We start from the raw sequence: 17449 nt of genomic DNA, 5'->3' as shown, positions 1-17449 counted from the left end.
TCTTTCTTGCTGACTCTTCTATTAAGATTATGACTAGATTTTATATCTTTGCAAGAAAACCAGGCAGGTGAAAAAGTGAATAACGTAATAGAAAAACTGAAAGAAATTGATGTGGGAGAAGTAGGGATAACGATCTATTCCACTAAAGAAAATAAAGAATGTATATCTTTAAATCGCGAACTCACAATCCCCCTTGCTTCGGCAGCAAAAGTGGCAATAGCTTTTTGTGTAGAGAAAAGGGTAGAGGTTGATGTGGTTGAATGGGATGACATTGTTGAAAAAGTGTCATTTAATTCAGAAGAAGATAGCAAAGAACTTTATCCTCATCTACAAAATAGACAAACCCTTCCGTTGAGGGAAGCGGTTGAAGTAATGATTGCCTGCCATGATAGTTATATTGCCAGAAGCATTGTTGAATTTTGTGGTGGTTGGGAAAAAGTAAATAGGTCGCTCCAGTCTTATTATCCTTCCATACATGTTACTGAAAACCCAAGGGATGTTGATAATAAAGCTCAGCTAAACGAAATGCTAGATTTGATGATTCGTATCTATCAAGGGTACAAAACGCAGCCTCTCTTGTGGACACCGATCATGAATGGATTGGTTAGACAAAAGGGGAATATAGGACAAATACCAGTGCACCATTTAAACCATATGACAGGTGGTCTTGAAAATGTAGCTGTTGATATCGGTATAATGGGTGACTTCAATGAGAACCCTTATCTCTTTGCATTAGGAGCGGTTAACTTACCTAATCGTCTAAACCATCAGAATTCTGACCATAAGATTATGGAAGCGATGGAGTTGCTTTATGGTGAATATGTAAAACAGTAAGCAGCCTTATTTAGTTATCGGGAATGATGGGGGAATGTTCGTGCATCCAATAACGCTATTAGAAATAACAATGTGTGCTGTATTTATCCTGATCCTCTTTGCAATCACATTTTTATTACCTAAAAAGAGCAGAAAATGGAGTTTCATTATCGCGTCCTCAATAACTCTAATAGTCCTTTCATTCTTCGTGATTAGACCCTTTTGGATTGATTATCAAGTATCACATAAGACAGAACAACTGGACCATTTTCTTGAGAAAAAATACCCCAATCAAGAGTGGGAAATTGGTCATCAAACAAGGAGGCAATACAACCCTTACCATTTAAGGGTTGAGTTTGAAAACGAAAAAGGCTGGATTTACACATACTCAGTGGTAGATGAAAAGACTATTTGCCAAACCGCTTGGACACCTCCAGGGGGAAGTTTGCCAAAGGAAGGGAAGCATTTTGAACGTAATCAGTGTGAATAAGTAGAAACTTAGTACTTGCTTTTGGGGGACATTTTGAAAACACAAAGTTAAGAATCATTTGGATTATTCCTAATGTATTTTGTTACTTTTGCTGATTGGATTATCAACAACGTACGCTTATTCAAGGAGGAAAATGATGAAGAATGCACTATTGATTATAGACGTTCAAAATGGGATGTTTCAGGAAGGTAATGTTGTATACATAGGAGAAAGATTACTCCAAACTGTAAAAGATCTAATTGGAAAAGCACGCTCTACCGAGACATCCATTTTCTTTATACAACATAATGCACCTGCTGGAAAACCATTAGAGCATGGTACAAGGGGATGGGAGATCCATCCTGAAATCACTCCAAACCCTCAAGATATAATTATTCAAAAAACGACTCCAGATTCATTTTATAATACTTTTTTAGATGATGAACTGAAAAAACAAGGGATTGAACATTTGATCATTGCGGGAATTCAAACAGAAGCATGTGTGGATACAACGTGTAGAAGAGCCTTTAGTTTGGATTACAAGGTCACTTTAGTTTCAGATGCACACAGCACTTGGGATTCGCAAGATATCACGGCCCAACAAATTATAAACCATCATAATGGAGTGTTACGTTGGTTTGCAGATGTATACCCAAGTAATGAAATTACATTTGATAGTTGAGTATACAACTATACAGGTTGTTTGAACAATAAAGGACGGTGGCTTCCATGAATAAATTAAATCCAGGTGACAAAGTGGGGATCTTCACTCCATCATCACCGGCAACAGTTACAGCAAGAAAACGATATGAACGGGCAAAATCTTTCCTGGAGAGTAAAGGTTTATGTATAGTCGAAGGGAATTTGACAGGGAAGACTGAAGGATATCGCTCAGGTACCCCTAAAGAGCGCGCAAATGAATTAAATGAGTTATTGCGAGATCCAGAAATAAAAATGGTGATGTCCACGATAGGCGGTACCAACTCTAATAGCCTTTTACCTTACATAGATTACGAAGCGTTCATAAGAAATCCGAAGATCGTAGTAGGTTACTCAGATGCAACGGCTATCCTTCTTGCTCTTTATCATAAGACAAATATCACTACTTATTATGGTCCCGCACTCATTCCTTCCTTTGGTGAATTTGAACCATTAGTGAATGATACGTACCAATACTTTGTTAACTACTTTATGACAGAAAGCAGTCTTCCTTATGAAGTTCCCATGCCTACATATTGGTCTGATGAACCTGTAAATTGGTTAGACAAAACAAAAGAAAAAACTCTATTCCGAAATGAATGGATAACAAGAAACACCGGTGTCGCGGAAGGCAGATTAATAGGTGGAAATGTTAATGCGATGTATGGTTTTATTGGTACGGACTTTTTCCCTCCTATAAAAAAGGGGGATGTCTTGCTGATAGAGGATTGTGCGAAAGATGCGTCGATAGTGGAAAAGAATTTTGCAATGTTAAAAATGCACGGAATCTTTGAAAAGGTGTCAGGAATCATTTTGGGGAAACATGAGGGATATGGTGATTTAGGAACGGGTAAGAAGCCAATCGATATTCTTATGGAACAACTAGACGACAAAGAGATTCCTGTTTTAGCTGAGTTTGATACGTGCCATACTCATCCCATGCACCCTTTGGCTATAGGAAGGAAAGTGAAAGTAGATACAAAGGCAAAGTCAGTCCAGTGTATTGAGGAGTGGATCTAGGTTTATCTTGATTCACTAATTGCGATTGGTTATCTTGAATTCAAGTTATCAAAGGAGAGCTTATCCAGAATAGGGATAAGCTCATTTTTAAAAAAATTTGGTATTTCCATTAAAATATATTGTTGATTTCAAATTAGATTACAACTATAGTGAGGGATTCAAATATGTTTTTCATTCAGATGTCCGGTTTTCCAGGCTCAGGAAAGTCTACACTTTCTAGACAAATTGCCAAGCACACAGGAGCTGTACTCATTGATCACGATATTGTTAAATCAGCTTTATTAGAATCCATTGAAGCCGAAATCGATAACAGCTTAGCTGGGAAAATTTCTTACAATATTGATTGGTCATTAATTGAGTTTCATTTATCCCAAGGTCACAATGTCATTTTTGATAGTCCTTGCTTATATGATGAATTAGTTCGTAAGGGCACGAACTTAGCTGCTAAATATAATGCTACGTACAAATATGTTGAATGTTATATTGATGATGTAAAGGAAGTTAATTTTCGATTGAAAAATCGAGAAAGGATGACTAGTCAAATAAAAGAAATCACTTCAGAAGAAGCATTTAGATATACAATCAATAACAGTAAAAAACCAACCCATATCAAATGCTTGTTAGTAGATACAAGTAGACCTCTAGAAAGCTATGTTGAGGATGTTTTGGAGTATGTGAAGGAGTGAGGAGTTTTCTTACTGCAATTAAATAACTAAAGATCCGTTAACCGACTGAGGTTTTTGATAAGCAATTTAACATACGAATATTCCAGGAATTTCAAAATCAGGACCCGTCATAGGGTCCTTGTTTAATTCTTTTTGTGGGGTTTGGGGAATAATGGGACTTTTATGATCCGGCAATCGTCTGTTAAGTGAAAAATACAGTTCATGGTGGTGTGAAATGACAAACAGTGCAGAACAGAGTGGGCATGAAGAACAATCGATTAGATCCCTGGTTACCCGATATGGGGAGGATATGAAGAGGCTAATTTACTCCTATGTGAAAAGTTGGAGTGTGGCTGAGGACTTAGTACAGGAAGTTTTCATCACAGTCTACCAAAAGATAGACACCTTGGAGAAGAAAGCTTCAGTGAAAGCATGGATATTTTCCATTGCCGCTAATAAGTCGAAGGATTATTTGCGAAGTTGGCATTATAGGAAGTTATTATTCACGAATACATTTTCCATTAAAACCAATAAAGAGGGTCCCGAAGATTTATTGATACAACAACAACAGAAAACGGCATTAAGTGAAGCCATTTTTGCTCTTCCGGTGAAATACAGAGAGGTCATCATTTTCTTTTATTATCAAGAGCTGAAGATTGAAGAAATCTCAACTATTCTTGGAGTCAATTCCTCGACCATCCGAACCAGATTGGCCAGAGCACGTGACCTCTTAAATCAAAAGCTTGGAGGCGATCTAGATGAATCATAAACGAATTCATGATGCTATTCATCATCATTTAGGGGAAGGAAGGACATTTTCTAAAGAGGAGGAAGCTGCATTACTCACCAAACTAGAGAGCAATCACATTCATCCGCCCAAGCGAAGGTGGTTTCCAGAATTATTAAGCTTGAGCTTTATAGGTTTAGCAGTTCTCTTAGTCGTAGGGATTATTGGAAGCCAGACAGGGATCTTATCATTTTTAGGCGGGGGACAGCCTGAAAGGTTGGATACTTCTCTATTGAAAGAAAGTGAAGTCCATGGTCTTGAAAATATGTCAGAGAAGCAAAGGGAAGAATTTCTAAGCAGGCAACCTAAAGACTATTATGCCGACACGGTGGAGAACGCTCTTAAGGCATTGCCATTCTCATTGACCTTGCCTGAAAAACTCCCTTTTGATGCGGAATTTGTGGTAGAGGGAATCAAGGACTGGCATTTTCCATCCAATACAGACGGAAAAGACATCTCAGCGACATTTAACGCTTCTAATGGTCAACAGTCTATCATGATTGATGCCGTTGACTTTGAACAGAAATTCATTGAAGGGGATAGTGGGTCTGAAGTATCCCGTGAGGAAGTAGAACTTAAACAAGGGAGAAAAGGTGACTTGAAATTAGACAGTAATGGAGGGGAAATCTCTTTCGAAAATAAAAATGGGGTAAATATTAAAATCTACTTTTATGATCCTCAAAAGGATTATAATACACGTGACGTATTAACGGACCTTGCGAACCAGATGGTTCACTGATTTTAAAATATACCTGCCCCTAATGCTCATAATGGAACTAAAATAATAGATTTTAATGAATTGGAAATATGAATGGCACCGACTGATAAAACAGAAGGGTACTGGCTTGATTTAGTTCCACTAATAGAAGAGGCTTATCCGGTATAGGGGTAAGCCTCTTTCTAGTTTCAATTTTTTCTTGAGAATGCCTCTTCATTTTGAAATAATTGGTATAAAGATGAAAGTGCATGTTAATGGGAAGTGGGTGACACGAAGGTGATGAAAAAGGCTTTCAGTTCAGATTTAATGGCAAGAATAAAAATGATTCAAGGAGAAAACTTTGTAACGGTTGAAAATACAAAAAATCTGACAAACCAAGAACTAATCCAACTCATCCCATATTTAATGAGGAAGTCATCTATTAAAACTTGCAAAAATGTAAATATCCTTGTGGATAGTCAATGTAGCAAAGAGGTAGTCTCTCTTTTGAAAGACAATGATTTTATGTTACATGACGAAAACGTTACTGTTCACAAAGCACTTAATGAATCATCCAACATGCAAGGCGGCTTCAAATTAAAGGATTTACACGACCTTTCAACAGCTGAGTTTAAAAAGGTCTGGGAAGCATCGATGGAAGGATCACTTAATTCACCATCTTCATTAAATATCGATGAACAGATGCGAAGCGTAGAAGTGGAACTGGGCCCCAACTATAAGAAGTCTTGTATGATTGCTTATGAAAATGAAGCCCCAATCGGAGTCACGATGCCTCATATAGAACCCGGAACGTTAGAAGAGGGAAGGATTTTTTATTTCGGAATCCTTCCAAGTGAAAGAGGGAAAGGGAAAAGCAAGCTTCTCCACCAACAATCGCTAGAAATCTTAAAAAAAGACTTTAAGGCTTCTTACTACATTGGCTCTACTGGTCACAACAACCTCCCGATGCTTAAGACATTCCAGAATAATGGTTGTACGGTGATAGAACGAAATAAAGTGTTCAAAAGGAAGAATTAAAATATAGTGGGTATTCCTTAAAGTAGCGGGGGGGTAATACATAAGATGAGCTTAAGGCAGTCGTTCTCAACTGAAGTTGAAAATATTATTATAAGTATACAAGAAGAACTTACTACTATATTAAACGATGACCTTGCTGGTTTGTATATTCACGGTTCCTTGGCAATGGGTGGATTTAATCCAGACAAAAGCGATATAGATTTATTGGTCGTCACGAAAAAAACGATTACAGTTGAAACGAAAAGGAAGTTGGCTAAATTCTTTTTGAATTGCTCCAATTCCCCATATCCAGTCGAAATCAGTTTTATTAATAAGGAACAATTAAAAGATTGGCAGCACCCTTGTCCATTTGATTTCCATTATAGTGAGTTCTGGAGAGAGCGGTATGAACATGATTTGGGAAGGAATACACACAAATTTTTAACTGGAAGTAGTAGCACTGATCCGGATTTAGCAGCCCATATTACTATTTTACATAAAAGGGGGATTTGTGTGACAGGCAAACCTATTGCTGAAGTCTTCCCCGTAGTTCCGCGTTCAGATTATCTATCGTCAATAGTCGGAGATTTTCAAGAATGTCTAGATCGCATTCAAGAAGACCCCGTTTATTGCACGCTAAATATGATTAGAGTGTTCTGGTATGTAAAAGAGGGAGTCATCTCTTCAAAGGAAGAAGCTGGACGTTGGGGGTTAGCGAACTTGCCGAAAGAATTAAGCAGCACCGTCAATAAGATAATTAGTTGTTACTCAAGTGAAATAGATGATTGTCAATTTGAGAATGATGAACTATTAAGGTTTAGAGATTATGTTGCTACTAATGTGCAGATCATTTTAAGATAAGCCTTAAGATTAGCTAATTGTCACTTTACTCACCTTATTCAACAATCAGGGACGTTAGTTATATAAGAATACAACAAGTTGGAATTGAGATACCGATTCTGAAAGCATATAGAACAATAATTTTCTTATTTAACAGGAGGCTTTATGACTTATCAATTTAATGTTATGACACAAGAACAAGCAGAAAATATTGCATTTAATTGGCATTACGATGGTGATTATTCATTTTACGATATGGAAGCGGATGCAGAAGACTTAGATGAATTTTTAAATCCGGAAGAACGAGGGGATACAACGTTTGCTGTTACCAAAGATAAGGAACTGGTTGCCTTCTTCAGTGTCAGAAGAATAGCTGAAGGAATTTTTGATATTGGATTAGGGATGAGACCCGATTTAACTGGAAAAGGCAATGGGATCGAGTTTTTAAGGGCAGGTATGAACTATGTACAATCAGAATTTAAATCTGAAAAAATCACATTGTCAGTAGCAACCTTTAATCAGAGGGCGATAAAACTGTACAGAAAAGTTGGATTTAAGGATGTAGAGACTTTTATGCAAGAAACAAATGGTAGCACATTTGAGTTTCTGAAGATGGAATATACATGTCATTAAACACTTCTTAATGTAACAGGGGAGAGGGCTGAAGATGACTTTTTGTTTCTTCCTTTTTATGCTTCCAGCTAACAGTGAAGGTGGATGAATAAAAGTTTTAAATAATAATGATTAAGAGGCGATTAAAATGAGAATAGTTAAGATTATTTTAGGGACTATTGGAAGTGTAATCTTAGGCTTACTATTTATGGGGGGATTAGACTTAGACGATATAAGATTTCAAAAGAATATACGGAAGTTAAAAAAAGAGGGGTGGTTCAAGGAGCTTAGCGATAATGGTATGTATTATGAACGGATATTTCATAATGAAGCAGTACGAGAATACTTACTTCAGGAAAATATTGTTGTAAAAATAAATAATGATGAGGGAAAAAGAAATAAGTTAATATCGCTGATCAAGTCATCATCTTGAAATGATTAGTTGAACATTCCACCTTGGAATGGCTTGCTGCTTCCTTATAATCAAAAGGAAGCACAGGAACCGTCCCCATGCTTCCCCCGTGCTTCCTGATGACTATGCGAGAAACTCAAGAACCCTCTTGATCACTAACTTCGTCGCATCGGCATCATATGTAGGTATACTGCTGTCAGTAAAGAGGTGTTCCTTGCCCTCATACAGAAAAAGCTCAGCGTGATTTGCAGATTTCACAAGTTCACGTGCTGCATCGATGTCGCCGTCTTCAACGAAGAAAGGATCTTCATTCATGGCATGTATTTGCACCGGCAAGTCAGCTGGCCATGGAGATTCAAACTCGGAGGTCGGGAGGCATGCATGGAAAAACAGTGCTCCTTTTGCGCCTTCGCGTGTTTGAGCGAGCTGCTGTGCTGCCGGGACACCTAGTGAAAACCCAGCATAGACGACATCTTGAGAAAGGTCGCCAGCTGCCCGAATGCCACGCGCAGTCACTTCTCCAAATCCGATTTCCTTCACAAACCCTAAGCCCTCCTCCAGTGAGGAAAACGTGCGGCCATCAAATAAATCCGGTACATGTACAGTATGCCCTGCATCTCTCAGTTGATCTGCGAATGCTTCAATCCCCTTCGTTTTCCCTAAAACATGGTGATACAACAAAACTTCTGCCATCATTTACTCCCCCATTTAAATACGTCTTATGTATAAATTTCGACAAAAAAACTGTTTGACCTGCCAGAACCTTAACTTCTACCCCAAGGTCTAGTTTTGAAAGGGATTGTTTAAATTTTCTTGCATTTTATAAGTGGTATTTGAAATAATTGGAATTGAGAGTTACAACTTTTAAGAAAGTAATGCTTATCTTTTACTGAAAATAGGGAGGCTCCAATATGAAAGGTCAAGAATTAGTAGAGGCAGTAGACTTTAAAAAACTGACCATTGTAGAATTACAAATGAAATTCGAGGAACTAAAAGATAAATACCCAGAAAAGAAGATGATCTTTCTTACTCAATCTGCAACCATCGAGGCTGATTTCCAAATGCAACTAGCAGAAAATGTAGAAGAGGAGCCTATTCTGGGACGTGCTCTGCAAGAATACGAGCTTAGTCCAGAAATAGACATTACAGACAAAACAATCGTAAATTCTACTGCTTGTATTTACTTAACGGATGTGAAGCTGACACCTTTAGCATCACCGAATTCACCTATTTATCTGGAAGAGTTTATTTTGTTTTCAGATCATTTATTAGGGTTAACAACTACATAAGATATTCTATTGAAGGCGCCTACCAAATCTGGAGAATATATTTGTGAAAGGAGGCTTTACCAATGGGAGTTAAGAATTATCTAATAGAAGGGGTTTCCTGCACCGGTAAAACTACCGTCTGTAATGAGTTGCAGCGCCGTGGCTATCAAGCCTTTCATGGTGACCGGGAATTGGCTTATCAGGGCGATCCTGAAACGGGTGAAAAGACCGATACTGCCTCCCATGAAAACCATATTTGGGATGTAGATAAAGTAAAAGCTTTGGTCGATAACAAGAGTGAGCCAGTAACATTTTTCTGCGGTGGTTCTCGTAACTTCTCGAAATTCATCGATCTATTTGATGAAGTGTTTGTTCTGGAGATTGATATTGAAACATTGAACCGACGACTGGACGAGCGTCCGGAAGATGAATTTGGAGGGAAGAAATCTGAACGGGCGCTCATAGTTCGTTTGCATGAGACGAAAGAAGACATTCCAAGAACTGGGATGATCATTGACGCAACTGCACCGATTGAGCGTGTAGTTGATAAGATCGTTCGTCAAATTGAAGGAAGATAGCTGAGTGACAAAGTTTTGCTCAATCCATACTATCTATTTCAGCAAAGAACGAACTTAAATCATGATGTTAATAGTTAAATAGAGATACTATAAAAAAAGCGGATAAGTCTTATAAATGAATTGGATATGATGAGTCAGCTATATATTTTTAAAAAGAAATATCGAATATGGTTTAGGGGTGGACTTTATGTTTGTAGTAAATGTAGAAGGTGCTATTCATCGTGAGGGTAAATGGCTATTAATCCTGAGAAGTGAAAAGGAGGAACACGCTGGGGGCACTCTTTCACTCGTAGGAGGAAAGTGTGAAATTGAAGGAGTTTCATCTGATATTCTGGAAAGGACTTTAAAACGAGAGATCTTTGAAGAAGTAGGTAGCAAGGTTACAGACCTTAAATACGTAAATAGTTCTTCCTTTGTTACTGATTCAGGAATCAATGTGATTGATATCGTTTTTCTGTGCCATCACAAAACTGGGGAACCTTTCGCTAAAAGCACTGAAGAAGTGGATGATATACTTTGGATGACTACCTTAGAGATTCTTAACCATACGGAACTACCTGTATATCTAAAGGAAAATATCAAACTGGCGGACAAGATGCTATGAAATCAATTGTATGTTAAATGATTGCAAAGTAACATAGGAGGTCTATGATGAAAATCACTAGAATGGATCATATCAGTATCAACGTAAACGACCTTTTAAAGGCTAAAGAGTTCTTTATTGATTTAGGACTTGAGGTCAAAGGCGAATGGGAGATGGATGGAGAACTGCTGGACAAGGTCGTTGGCATGAAAGGTGTGAAAACGTCATGCGTAGGAATGGGATTACCGGACGATCAGACATGGTTAGAGCTCGTCAAGTATCTTACACCGTCAGATGAAAAAGGTATTCAGCAAACCTTCCCCAACACATTAGGTATCCGGCATATTTGCTTTGCTGTTGAGGATCTTGAAACCATGGTTGCCCATCTGAAAAGAAAGGGTACGGAAACCTTTAGTGAGATCCAGCAATATGAAGAACGTTATAGACTGTGCTACGTACGTGGTCCGGAGGGGATTATTTTAGAGCTGGCGGAGGAAATCAAATAATAGAGGGATGTAGATATGGAAAAGAGTATAGCACAATCGATGAAAATAAGTGCAGAGGCACTAGTTGAGACTGAAGATGTAAAGGACATTTATCTTATTGAAAACGGAAAAGAAACGAAGGTTGGTTCCACGACAGAGAAGATAAGGTTTGTTCGTATCAACGGCCGGGAAGCGATTGAGAGAGTGCAAACATTGAATTCAGATGTTTTAGGCAACAGACAAGGCACCACTATAATTGAAAAGACAACATTTAGCCCCATTTCATTCACTGATTACGTAAATGGTAGTCAACATGTGAAAGCTGAATATAGTGATGAAGGCGTACATATCGCGCTTAAAGATAGTGAAAAAAACATCAAACTAAATGGATGCTACGTTGACACTTTTTCTGTGGAGCTTATATTACGTGTGCTTCCTTTGAAGCCTGGTTTGTGCCTGCAAATGAATGGTTTCAATGCAACTCTTGAGTCCGAAGTTGATATTCACATTCAAGTAGTCGAGTCAGAGCTTGTCAAAAGAGGGTTAGATGACTTTGTTGATGCTTGGAAGGTGAAAACGTACTTTGGAGAAACCCTACAATACTATTGGATTGATTCAGCCAGCAAGGAGCTGCTGAAACAGTCTTCTGAAATTGGAGATGGGCTTGTCCTGGAATTTCGTAGAGGATGACCTTTTATAGAGAAGTTTAATTTTCAAATGAAAGGAAGAGCGATGGGTCTATCTTCATCATTTCTCCATCACTTACCTCCAAGAAGATGATTTAATAAATAGCTATAAATAAATTTTAATAAGGTAGGAAGTAATAAATGCTTCAACCAATGCAGCAAGAAAAAATAAAGGAAGGATAATCAATATGTAACTCTTGAAACCATTTGTTATTATTTCTTTGATTTTGTAAGTTTTCCGCTTCCTGAGAAATACCTTTTTAACGATATTTTTATTCACATACATTCCTATTGCTACGCTATAAAGAATGGGGATAATTTCAATAATTGCGTGAGGTACAAATGCGATAATCAACGTTTTTACGACGTTATGCTCCATAATGAGACCGTAACCAGCGAGTATTCCTACGGCAGCAAAGGAAAGTAAACCAATAATAAATGGAAGTCCATAAACAGGAATAAATCCTAGTATAATGATTATTCCCCCTACGAACAAATTATTTACTAGTATTGATAAGAACTTATGTACATTCGTCAACGCTTCTCTGTTGTTTCCATCTACCGTCTGTTCAGCAATATTTCTAGATTGTTCAATAATGAAACCTTCAAAATATAATGATGTGAAAAAGAGAAGCAAGGCTGTTATTATCCCTGTAATCAGAACAGTAAATATTGTTTTTCTGTAATAATCTTTATATACCTGCCACTCTATATTAAATTTTTCTCTAATGATACTCACACTCATTTCTGAAACATTCCTCCAATTAGACTACTATCAAATTTTCTTATTGTGAATTTACTTGTTAAATGATCTTCATTTTCAATAATACCATAAAAAGTAAATTGTTCATTTTACTATAGAAGAAAAATTATTTTCTAATAGAGCCAATTAATTGCTTAGTACGACATTCAATTAGTTAACTCCTAACCTGAAATTGGGTAATTATGTTAAAATGTACTTGAGACATCGAATTCTAAGTCCTCCAACTAATCTAATAAGTATTTTGGAACAACAAGAGTTTCTACAGGGGTGAGTGTTAATGAAAAGAAAGTTCCAACCAACACCAGATGCTATAAAAGAATGGATAAAGGCTTACGTAACAGATAAAGACCTCTTTTTCCTCCCAGAGAACAACCTTGCCAGTTTTAAAGAATATCTAAATAATGTCCTAGTGGTTCCCCACGAGGAGTTCAAAAACCATTCCACTTATAAACAAGTTCAACTTGCAAACAGCTATGAGTATTGGAATCTATCAAAGGACGTGGCCTATGTACTGGTGACACCTCCAGGCTGGGTGAATGATTTACCAGCTGAGAAGAAAACCGAGCTTTTTCAGATTCAAGTGGAAGTGAACAGGGGATTGATTCATCCGATCTCTGACTTCTCTGTAGACACATTATCCATTGGTAACAATGTTGTTGAAGTGAATGGAGAGAAGTATCTAGTCCTTCATAAAGCGATGTGGGAAGAACTCTCTTATGGTTATAAAGAAGAACTCATAACAGAGATTGCCCAGCAATGGGAGGAGTGGACTTGCTATGATGTTCCGACCAAAACCCCTTCGCACTTAATTAAGTTTGCGAACACCTTCCCATCCACAGCAGGAAGTAATTGTTTATCGGCTACACTCTTCGCCATTACCGGACAAGAATGGATGATACATGAATGGGTCCATCCTCAAACATTTCTTCAAAGTTTAAAAAATGAGATTTATCACTCGTCCCCTCCTGAAGATATTAGGGCAGGTGATGTGCTTACTTGGGAAAATGCAGACGGAATCATTCAGCATGCCTCATACTGCATAGACGATCACTTCTTTTTTAACAAACGTGGACAGACCTTTTTTAATGCTTGGAGTATTGTGCATGTTGATGATCTTACAGAAGATTGGGGTCACTATCATATGAAGAGCTTCCGGAAACATTCATAGGGAGGAGCGTACCATGAATACATTCAAAGAACTGGCCTCAAGTTTTTTACTGATCATTAGCTGGTTTCTGTTTGCCATAAGTGCGTATCTCCTTTATTGGACGGTCATAATGCCTGAATATGTCATCATTCCGTTCCTTCTTTTTGTAGCTGCTGGTCTGCTGTGTTTTTACAGTTCAAGAAAGCTTGATGGTAGAAAGAAAGTCCATAATTAAATTTATATAAATCTTCTTGGATTCCAACGGTTAGGAAGGAAGTGAAGGGGAAAATGGAAGTATTTAAAAAGATCGTCAATCTCCTTAATCGATTGAAGCAAGTATTTTACTCCTATGATGATGAAGGTTTCTCGACTGCTGAAAAAGAATACATTGATCGTATCAAGAATGCCAATCCCTATGGCATATTTGTCCTGATTTTTGGCGGGATCTCCTTCGCATTCGGTCCCCAATATGTCATTTTCCCAATCATCACTTTGACGGTAGCCTTCTTTACAATCTGGACCTTTGATAAAGAAACAGAGGACAACCCGTGGACATTTCTTCTGGGGACCGTTCTATCTCTCACAGGATTGTATATGCATATGGTGGGAGCGGTTCATGTTCTCATTCTTTAAGGGGGGAAGGGTAGATGGAATTCATTCATCGCATTCAAGAAATTGTATCAATGGGACTTGCATTTGTTGTTTATCTTGCTATACCGGCGTTTATTATCATTAGAGCCATCCGAAAAAAGAAACTGCCCAACAATCAATACACTCCCCTGGACGATATCCTGGACGGGAAAGTGAGAGATCCTGAGGAAGAGAATGATGGCGCAAAGAATGGACTAAGAAATGAATGATATGGAATTTTATAGAAAATTAAAGGAGAAGGGAATACAGAAAGCGAACTACTTGATAGACCAGTATAAGGGAGAGAAGGATTTGAATAAATCATTCATTGAACAAGTGCATTATATTAGAATCCCCGTCAAGAATGTCGAACAGTCAGCACATTGGTACAGAGATATGTTGGGTCTAGAGCTATTAAACGTTAACGAGGAACTGGCCGCCATCAAGGTAAATGAAGGTCCTTTCTTACTGATCCTCATTCCGACGGAGGATGAAACCTTTGCCCATTTTACGGTGAACCAGGAACAGGAATTCAGCATTGGTTTTACAAGCCCGAGGCTGGGTGAATTTCATCAACACTTAACGGATCACGGGGTGAAGGTCGATGAGATAAAAGAAGATAGTGGTCATGCCTTTTTCCATTTTTACGATCCAAATGGCAATAAGCTGCAAGCCCACTGGTAAGATTAAGCCGATTTCCGAATGTACCGGAAATTGGCTTTTTTTAATGGAATTTCAAAAATATGGTTGACTATTCAGTTGAACTGTATTATCTTGTTAGTAAGCTGAACTATATAGTTGAACTGAATAAAAGGGTGAGAACATGAAACATAAATTATTGCCATTGTCTGAAACGATGCATTATATTTTATTAGCTCTCCGTGAGCCACTTCACGGATATGCGGCTATGCAGAAGATCGAAGAAATGAGTAATGGGACCGTTGTGTTAGCGGCCGGTACATTATACGGTGCGATTGAGAACCTGAATAAACACGGTTGGATTGAACCTGTTGGACATTCAGGCAGGAGAAAGATTTACAGTATAACTTCAGAAGGAAGCGCCATTTTGAAAATGGAGCAAGAAAGGCTTGTGCATATTTTATCCTTGTATGAAGGAAGTGAAGCGAATGAAGAAGTTTAAATGGTTCATCAGTATTGAAAAAGAAGAACGTTGGCTGAATGAACAATTGCAAAAAGGCTATCGGTGCACGAACATCAGTGGACTGGGAGTCTACACCTTTGAAAAAACCGATAAGAGCTATGTGATGCGCCTGGACTATCAGGATTATCTATCCAAGAAAAAGTTGGAGGAATACAGAGGGATCTATGAAGATTTCGGTTGGAGCTACCTGAAGGGGTACTGGCTGAGTGGAATACGGTATTGGCAGAAAGAAAGCGATGACCAGGATGAAATCTTTTCTGACCGGGAGTCCAGGAGACATTATTATAAACGGATCATGGGCTATTCTTTTTGGTTTGGCATGATATTTCTCATCTATTCTTTTGGCTACTACAGGGATCCGGAAATATATCATGAAGGTCTTTGGAATATGGAAAATGATTTGTTTTGGAAAGCGTTTCTCTTTGAAACGCCATTTGCCCTGTTGAAACTGTTTCCTGCTTTTATGGTGGTTTTATTGGCAGGGAGTTATTATAAGGCTTATCGGAAGTATACAGTGTTAAAAGAACAATAGATGGAACAGGGCTTATCCGGGGAGGATAAGCCCTTTTTATTGAAGTTTTCCTTGAGTAAGTTTCTCGATTTTGAAATAATTGGTAGTAAGTTACATAATTTCATCTTAACTTTTCTGTCACTCATTGTACCTTTTCGTTCTTAATGGGTATCTGAGGTAAGTGGCAGGGATATTAAGGAACATGTCAGATTGGGGAGGACAAATAAGTATGTCAGATAAAAAGTATCATAGAGCTTTTGGAGTTTACGGTATCTATATAGAAGATGGAAAACTCTTAGTAATACATAAATCTGGTGGCCCTTATATAAACCGTTTTGACTTACCTGGAGGTAGTTTGGAAGAAGGTGAGAGTTTAGCAGAAGCGATGAGGAGAGAGTTTCTAGAAGAAACAGGTATAGAGATTGAAATCGAGGAACAAATCGGGGTTAGTGATTTCAAATTTCCCTCAGTTTGGAGAGACTTTACTAATGTTCATCATATTGCCGTCTATTATTCTGTAAGAAAAATCGGTGGGGAAATAAGCACACCGGAACAGTTTGAAGGGCAAGACTCATTGGGAGCTGTGTGGGTATCTGAACATGAGGTGTCTCAGGAAAATGCTTCTCCTTTAGTGATGAAAGCTTTTGAGTGGTTAAAAACCAATGAGTTGGGGCTGAACGCAGAGGTTTATGAAGAGTGGGAAGTTTTGAAATGACTGGAATATCAAGGAATGAACTACTATTTTTCTGTAACCAAAACCGAGGTAGATAAGGGAGCTAACAAACTATGAAACCACTACAAGGAAAAATTGCTGTTGTCACAGGTGCATCCCGTGGTGCGGGTCGTGGGATTGCCTTCGAGCTAGGCAGTGCCGGAGCGACGGTGTATGTGACGGGTCGCAGTGTAAGGGGAGCTACCACCGATGATCGACCCGAAACGATTGAGGAAACGGCCGATGGTGTCACTTCACGTGGGGGGAAGGGTATTGCCGTACGATGTGATCATACAAATGACAATGATGTGAGAAACCTGTTTGAGCGAATTGACAGGGACCATGGCCGGATTGATATTTTAGTCAATAGTGTATTTGGCGGCTCTGAAAGTTCTCTGCCTTCAGGAGAAGGAAGACATTTTTGGGAACGTCCACAGGAGCATTGGGACGCGATGATGGTTGCTGGCCCGCAGGCTTATTTACTGACCAGTCGCTACGCTGTGCCTTTGATGCAGCAAAACCAAAGAGGGTTGATTGTAAATACGACATTTTTTATCAGAAACAAGATATCAGGTAATTTATATTATGATTTAGCTATGAATGCCATCAATCGAATGACAATGGGAATGGCAAAGGAATTAAAGGACTTCAATGTTTCAGCCGTTGCGGTTTGTCCAGGTTGGATGAGGACTGAAAGAGTGATTGATTCCGGTTTTGGACCGGAAGATGGAGCAACGGAAACAACAGCATATGTAGGGCGTGCTGTAGTGGCATTAGCCACAGACCCAACGGTATCAAGGTTTTCAGGCGACGCCTTGATGGTCGCTGATCTTGCAAAAATATATGGTTTTACAGATCTGGATGGAACTCAACCATTGCCGTTTGGAGGATAA

Annotated in this window: 27 protein-coding genes; 25 read left to right on the top strand and 2 right to left on the bottom strand. The window is 38.5% G+C overall.

Features of this window, described 5'->3' with window-relative positions; translation table 11 throughout:
* The first annotated feature begins 75 nt into the window (after window positions 1-75).
* The 11 genes from M1J35_RS19580 to M1J35_RS19530 all read left to right on the top strand — a co-directional run bounded on the left by M1J35_RS19580 (window position 76) and on the right by M1J35_RS19530 (window position 8052).
* Window positions 76-834: a serine hydrolase gene (locus tag M1J35_RS19580; protein ID WP_254652038.1), complete on the top strand. Its 759-nt coding sequence runs from the start codon at window positions 76-78 to the stop codon at window positions 832-834.
* Between the two features lie 40 nt (window positions 835-874).
* Window positions 875-1303: a hypothetical protein gene (locus M1J35_RS19575; protein ID WP_254652037.1), complete on the top strand. Its 429-nt coding sequence runs from the start codon at window positions 875-877 to the stop codon at window positions 1301-1303.
* A 136-nt stretch (window positions 1304-1439) separates the two neighbouring features.
* Entirely contained in the window at window positions 1440-1964 is a 525-nt protein-coding gene (locus tag M1J35_RS19570) for a cysteine hydrolase family protein (protein WP_254653809.1), read from the top strand.
* Window positions 1965-2011: 47 nt separating this feature from the next.
* Window positions 2012-3001 (top strand): S66 family peptidase, encoded by a 990-nt coding sequence (locus M1J35_RS19565; RefSeq protein WP_254652036.1) that lies wholly within the window; start codon window positions 2012-2014, stop codon window positions 2999-3001.
* 164 nt (window positions 3002-3165) lie between these two features.
* Window positions 3166-3687: a P-loop nucleotide/nucleoside kinase family protein gene (locus M1J35_RS19560; protein ID WP_254652035.1), complete on the top strand. Its 522-nt coding sequence runs from the start codon at window positions 3166-3168 to the stop codon at window positions 3685-3687.
* Between the two features lie 214 nt (window positions 3688-3901).
* Window positions 3902-4435 (top strand): sigma-70 family RNA polymerase sigma factor, encoded by a 534-nt coding sequence (locus M1J35_RS19555; protein ID WP_254652034.1) that lies wholly within the window; start codon window positions 3902-3904, stop codon window positions 4433-4435.
* Window positions 4425-5192, top strand: coding sequence for a hypothetical protein (locus tag M1J35_RS19550; protein WP_254652033.1), 768 nt, complete (start codon window positions 4425-4427; stop codon window positions 5190-5192). Before M1J35_RS19555 ends, M1J35_RS19550 begins: the two co-directional genes overlap by 11 nt.
* A gap of 258 nt (window positions 5193-5450) precedes the next feature.
* A complete protein-coding gene (locus M1J35_RS19545) occupies window positions 5451-6188 on the top strand; it encodes a GNAT family N-acetyltransferase (protein ID WP_371928765.1) in 738 nt (245 codons plus the stop codon).
* A 45-nt stretch (window positions 6189-6233) separates the two neighbouring features.
* Window positions 6234-7028, top strand: coding sequence for an aminoglycoside adenylyltransferase domain-containing protein (locus M1J35_RS19540; protein ID WP_254652031.1), 795 nt, complete (start codon window positions 6234-6236; stop codon window positions 7026-7028).
* A 144-nt stretch (window positions 7029-7172) separates the two neighbouring features.
* A complete protein-coding gene (locus M1J35_RS19535; RefSeq protein ID WP_254652030.1) occupies window positions 7173-7640 on the top strand; it encodes a GNAT family N-acetyltransferase in 468 nt (155 codons plus the stop codon).
* A 127-nt stretch (window positions 7641-7767) separates the two neighbouring features.
* Window positions 7768-8052, top strand: a complete 285-nt coding sequence (locus tag M1J35_RS19530) for a hypothetical protein (RefSeq protein WP_254652029.1) — start codon at window positions 7768-7770, stop codon at window positions 8050-8052.
* Window positions 8053-8154: 102 nt separating this feature from the next.
* Here M1J35_RS19530 and M1J35_RS19525 read toward each other — a convergent pair whose 3' ends face one another.
* Entirely contained in the window at window positions 8155-8727 is a 573-nt protein-coding gene (locus M1J35_RS19525; RefSeq protein ID WP_254652028.1) for a dienelactone hydrolase family protein, read from the bottom strand.
* Between the two features lie 215 nt (window positions 8728-8942).
* On the opposite strand from M1J35_RS19525, the gene M1J35_RS19520 reads away from it, so the two are divergent.
* The 5 genes from M1J35_RS19520 (at window position 8943) to M1J35_RS19500 (ending at window position 11635) form a co-directional block, all read left to right on the top strand.
* Window positions 8943-9320, top strand: a complete 378-nt coding sequence (locus M1J35_RS19520) for a hypothetical protein (protein WP_254652027.1) — start codon at window positions 8943-8945, stop codon at window positions 9318-9320.
* A 62-nt stretch (window positions 9321-9382) separates the two neighbouring features.
* A complete protein-coding gene (locus M1J35_RS19515) occupies window positions 9383-9877 on the top strand; it encodes an AAA family ATPase (RefSeq protein ID WP_254652026.1) in 495 nt (164 codons plus the stop codon).
* 187 nt (window positions 9878-10064) lie between these two features.
* Window positions 10065-10481 (top strand): NUDIX domain-containing protein, encoded by a 417-nt coding sequence (locus M1J35_RS19510; RefSeq protein ID WP_254652025.1) that lies wholly within the window; start codon window positions 10065-10067, stop codon window positions 10479-10481.
* A 47-nt stretch (window positions 10482-10528) separates the two neighbouring features.
* Window positions 10529-10966 carry a VOC family protein gene (locus M1J35_RS19505; RefSeq protein ID WP_254653808.1) on the top strand — a complete coding sequence of 146 codons (438 nt, stop codon included), beginning with the start codon at window positions 10529-10531 and terminating at the stop codon, window positions 10964-10966.
* A 39-nt stretch (window positions 10967-11005) separates the two neighbouring features.
* Window positions 11006-11635, top strand: a complete 630-nt coding sequence (locus tag M1J35_RS19500) for a DUF3108 domain-containing protein (RefSeq protein ID WP_254652024.1) — start codon at window positions 11006-11008, stop codon at window positions 11633-11635.
* Window positions 11636-11737: 102 nt separating this feature from the next.
* Here M1J35_RS19500 and M1J35_RS19495 read toward each other — a convergent pair whose 3' ends face one another.
* Window positions 11738-12376 (bottom strand): stage II sporulation protein M, encoded by a 639-nt coding sequence (locus M1J35_RS19495; protein ID WP_254652023.1) that lies wholly within the window; start codon window positions 12374-12376, stop codon window positions 11738-11740.
* Window positions 12377-12671: 295 nt separating this feature from the next.
* Between M1J35_RS19495 and M1J35_RS19490 the strand changes: the two genes are divergently transcribed.
* The 9 genes from M1J35_RS19490 (at window position 12672) to M1J35_RS19450 (ending at window position 17449) form a co-directional block, all read left to right on the top strand.
* Window positions 12672-13562 carry a hypothetical protein gene (locus M1J35_RS19490; protein ID WP_254652022.1) on the top strand — a complete coding sequence of 297 codons (891 nt, stop codon included), beginning with the start codon at window positions 12672-12674 and terminating at the stop codon, window positions 13560-13562.
* Window positions 13563-13575: 13 nt separating this feature from the next.
* Window positions 13576-13776, top strand: coding sequence for a hypothetical protein (locus M1J35_RS19485; RefSeq protein WP_254652021.1), 201 nt, complete (start codon window positions 13576-13578; stop codon window positions 13774-13776).
* 53 nt (window positions 13777-13829) lie between these two features.
* Complete coding sequence (locus M1J35_RS19480; RefSeq protein WP_061809436.1) at window positions 13830-14174, top strand: hypothetical protein; 345 nt, start codon at window positions 13830-13832, stop codon at window positions 14172-14174.
* A 14-nt stretch (window positions 14175-14188) separates the two neighbouring features.
* Window positions 14189-14401, top strand: a complete 213-nt coding sequence (locus tag M1J35_RS19475) for a hypothetical protein (protein ID WP_254652020.1) — start codon at window positions 14189-14191, stop codon at window positions 14399-14401.
* 82 nt (window positions 14402-14483) lie between these two features.
* Window positions 14484-14855 (top strand): VOC family protein, encoded by a 372-nt coding sequence (locus M1J35_RS19470; protein ID WP_254653807.1) that lies wholly within the window; start codon window positions 14484-14486, stop codon window positions 14853-14855.
* Between the two features lie 139 nt (window positions 14856-14994).
* On the top strand, window positions 14995-15312 hold the full coding sequence (locus tag M1J35_RS19465; RefSeq protein WP_254652019.1) for a PadR family transcriptional regulator: 318 nt from the start codon (window positions 14995-14997) through the stop codon (window positions 15310-15312).
* A complete protein-coding gene (locus M1J35_RS19460; protein ID WP_254652018.1) occupies window positions 15299-15865 on the top strand; it encodes a DUF2812 domain-containing protein in 567 nt (188 codons plus the stop codon). The genes M1J35_RS19465 and M1J35_RS19460 overlap by 14 nt, the downstream gene beginning before the upstream one ends.
* A gap of 208 nt (window positions 15866-16073) precedes the next feature.
* Window positions 16074-16559, top strand: coding sequence for an NUDIX hydrolase (locus M1J35_RS19455; RefSeq protein ID WP_254652017.1), 486 nt, complete (start codon window positions 16074-16076; stop codon window positions 16557-16559).
* Between the two features lie 71 nt (window positions 16560-16630).
* Window positions 16631-17449 (top strand): SDR family NAD(P)-dependent oxidoreductase, encoded by an 819-nt coding sequence (locus M1J35_RS19450; protein ID WP_254652016.1) that lies wholly within the window; start codon window positions 16631-16633, stop codon window positions 17447-17449.

The organism is Rossellomorea sp. KS-H15a (assembly GCF_024195245.1).
In the GTDB taxonomy this organism is placed as follows: domain Bacteria; phylum Bacillota; class Bacilli; order Bacillales; family Bacillaceae_B; genus Rossellomorea; species Rossellomorea vietnamensis.
The sequence above is the reverse complement of the archived record's forward strand: the minus strand, read 5'-3'. Positions and strand labels throughout refer to the sequence as shown.

Coding starts and splice junctions, on each gene's coding strand:
- M1J35_RS19485 (WP_254652021.1), top strand. CDS start 13,576: ATGAATACATTCAAAGAACTGGCCTCAAGTTTTTTACTGATCATTAGC.
- M1J35_RS19520 (WP_254652027.1), top strand. CDS start 8,943: ATGAAAGGTCAAGAATTAGTAGAGGCAGTAGACTTTAAAAAACTGACC.
- M1J35_RS19490 (WP_254652022.1), top strand. CDS start 12,672: ATGAAAAGAAAGTTCCAACCAACACCAGATGCTATAAAAGAATGGATA.
- M1J35_RS19455 (WP_254652017.1), top strand. CDS start 16,074: ATGTCAGATAAAAAGTATCATAGAGCTTTTGGAGTTTACGGTATCTAT.
- M1J35_RS19465 (WP_254652019.1), top strand. CDS start 14,995: ATGAAACATAAATTATTGCCATTGTCTGAAACGATGCATTATATTTTA.
- M1J35_RS19450 (WP_254652016.1), top strand. CDS start 16,631: ATGAAACCACTACAAGGAAAAATTGCTGTTGTCACAGGTGCATCCCGT.
- M1J35_RS19515 (WP_254652026.1), top strand. CDS start 9,383: ATGGGAGTTAAGAATTATCTAATAGAAGGGGTTTCCTGCACCGGTAAA.
- M1J35_RS19560 (WP_254652035.1), top strand. CDS start 3,166: ATGTTTTTCATTCAGATGTCCGGTTTTCCAGGCTCAGGAAAGTCTACA.
- M1J35_RS19480 (WP_061809436.1), top strand. CDS start 13,830: ATGGAAGTATTTAAAAAGATCGTCAATCTCCTTAATCGATTGAAGCAA.
- M1J35_RS19535 (WP_254652030.1), top strand. CDS start 7,173: ATGACTTATCAATTTAATGTTATGACACAAGAACAAGCAGAAAATATT.
- M1J35_RS19530 (WP_254652029.1), top strand. CDS start 7,768: ATGAGAATAGTTAAGATTATTTTAGGGACTATTGGAAGTGTAATCTTA.
- M1J35_RS19475 (WP_254652020.1), top strand. CDS start 14,189: ATGGAATTCATTCATCGCATTCAAGAAATTGTATCAATGGGACTTGCA.
- M1J35_RS19495 (WP_254652023.1), bottom strand. CDS start 12,376: ATGAGTGTGAGTATCATTAGAGAAAAATTTAATATAGAGTGGCAGGTA.
- M1J35_RS19500 (WP_254652024.1), top strand. CDS start 11,006: ATGAAAATAAGTGCAGAGGCACTAGTTGAGACTGAAGATGTAAAGGAC.
- M1J35_RS19525 (WP_254652028.1), bottom strand. CDS start 8,727: ATGATGGCAGAAGTTTTGTTGTATCACCATGTTTTAGGGAAAACGAAG.
- M1J35_RS19545 (WP_371928765.1), top strand. CDS start 5,451: ATGAAAAAGGCTTTCAGTTCAGATTTAATGGCAAGAATAAAAATGATT.
- M1J35_RS19460 (WP_254652018.1), top strand. CDS start 15,299: ATGAAGAAGTTTAAATGGTTCATCAGTATTGAAAAAGAAGAACGTTGG.
- M1J35_RS19550 (WP_254652033.1), top strand. CDS start 4,425: ATGAATCATAAACGAATTCATGATGCTATTCATCATCATTTAGGGGAA.
- M1J35_RS19555 (WP_254652034.1), top strand. CDS start 3,902: ATGACAAACAGTGCAGAACAGAGTGGGCATGAAGAACAATCGATTAGA.
- M1J35_RS19570 (WP_254653809.1), top strand. CDS start 1,440: ATGAAGAATGCACTATTGATTATAGACGTTCAAAATGGGATGTTTCAG.
- M1J35_RS19540 (WP_254652031.1), top strand. CDS start 6,234: ATGAGCTTAAGGCAGTCGTTCTCAACTGAAGTTGAAAATATTATTATA.
- M1J35_RS19505 (WP_254653808.1), top strand. CDS start 10,529: ATGAAAATCACTAGAATGGATCATATCAGTATCAACGTAAACGACCTT.
- M1J35_RS19510 (WP_254652025.1), top strand. CDS start 10,065: ATGTTTGTAGTAAATGTAGAAGGTGCTATTCATCGTGAGGGTAAATGG.
- M1J35_RS19565 (WP_254652036.1), top strand. CDS start 2,012: ATGAATAAATTAAATCCAGGTGACAAAGTGGGGATCTTCACTCCATCA.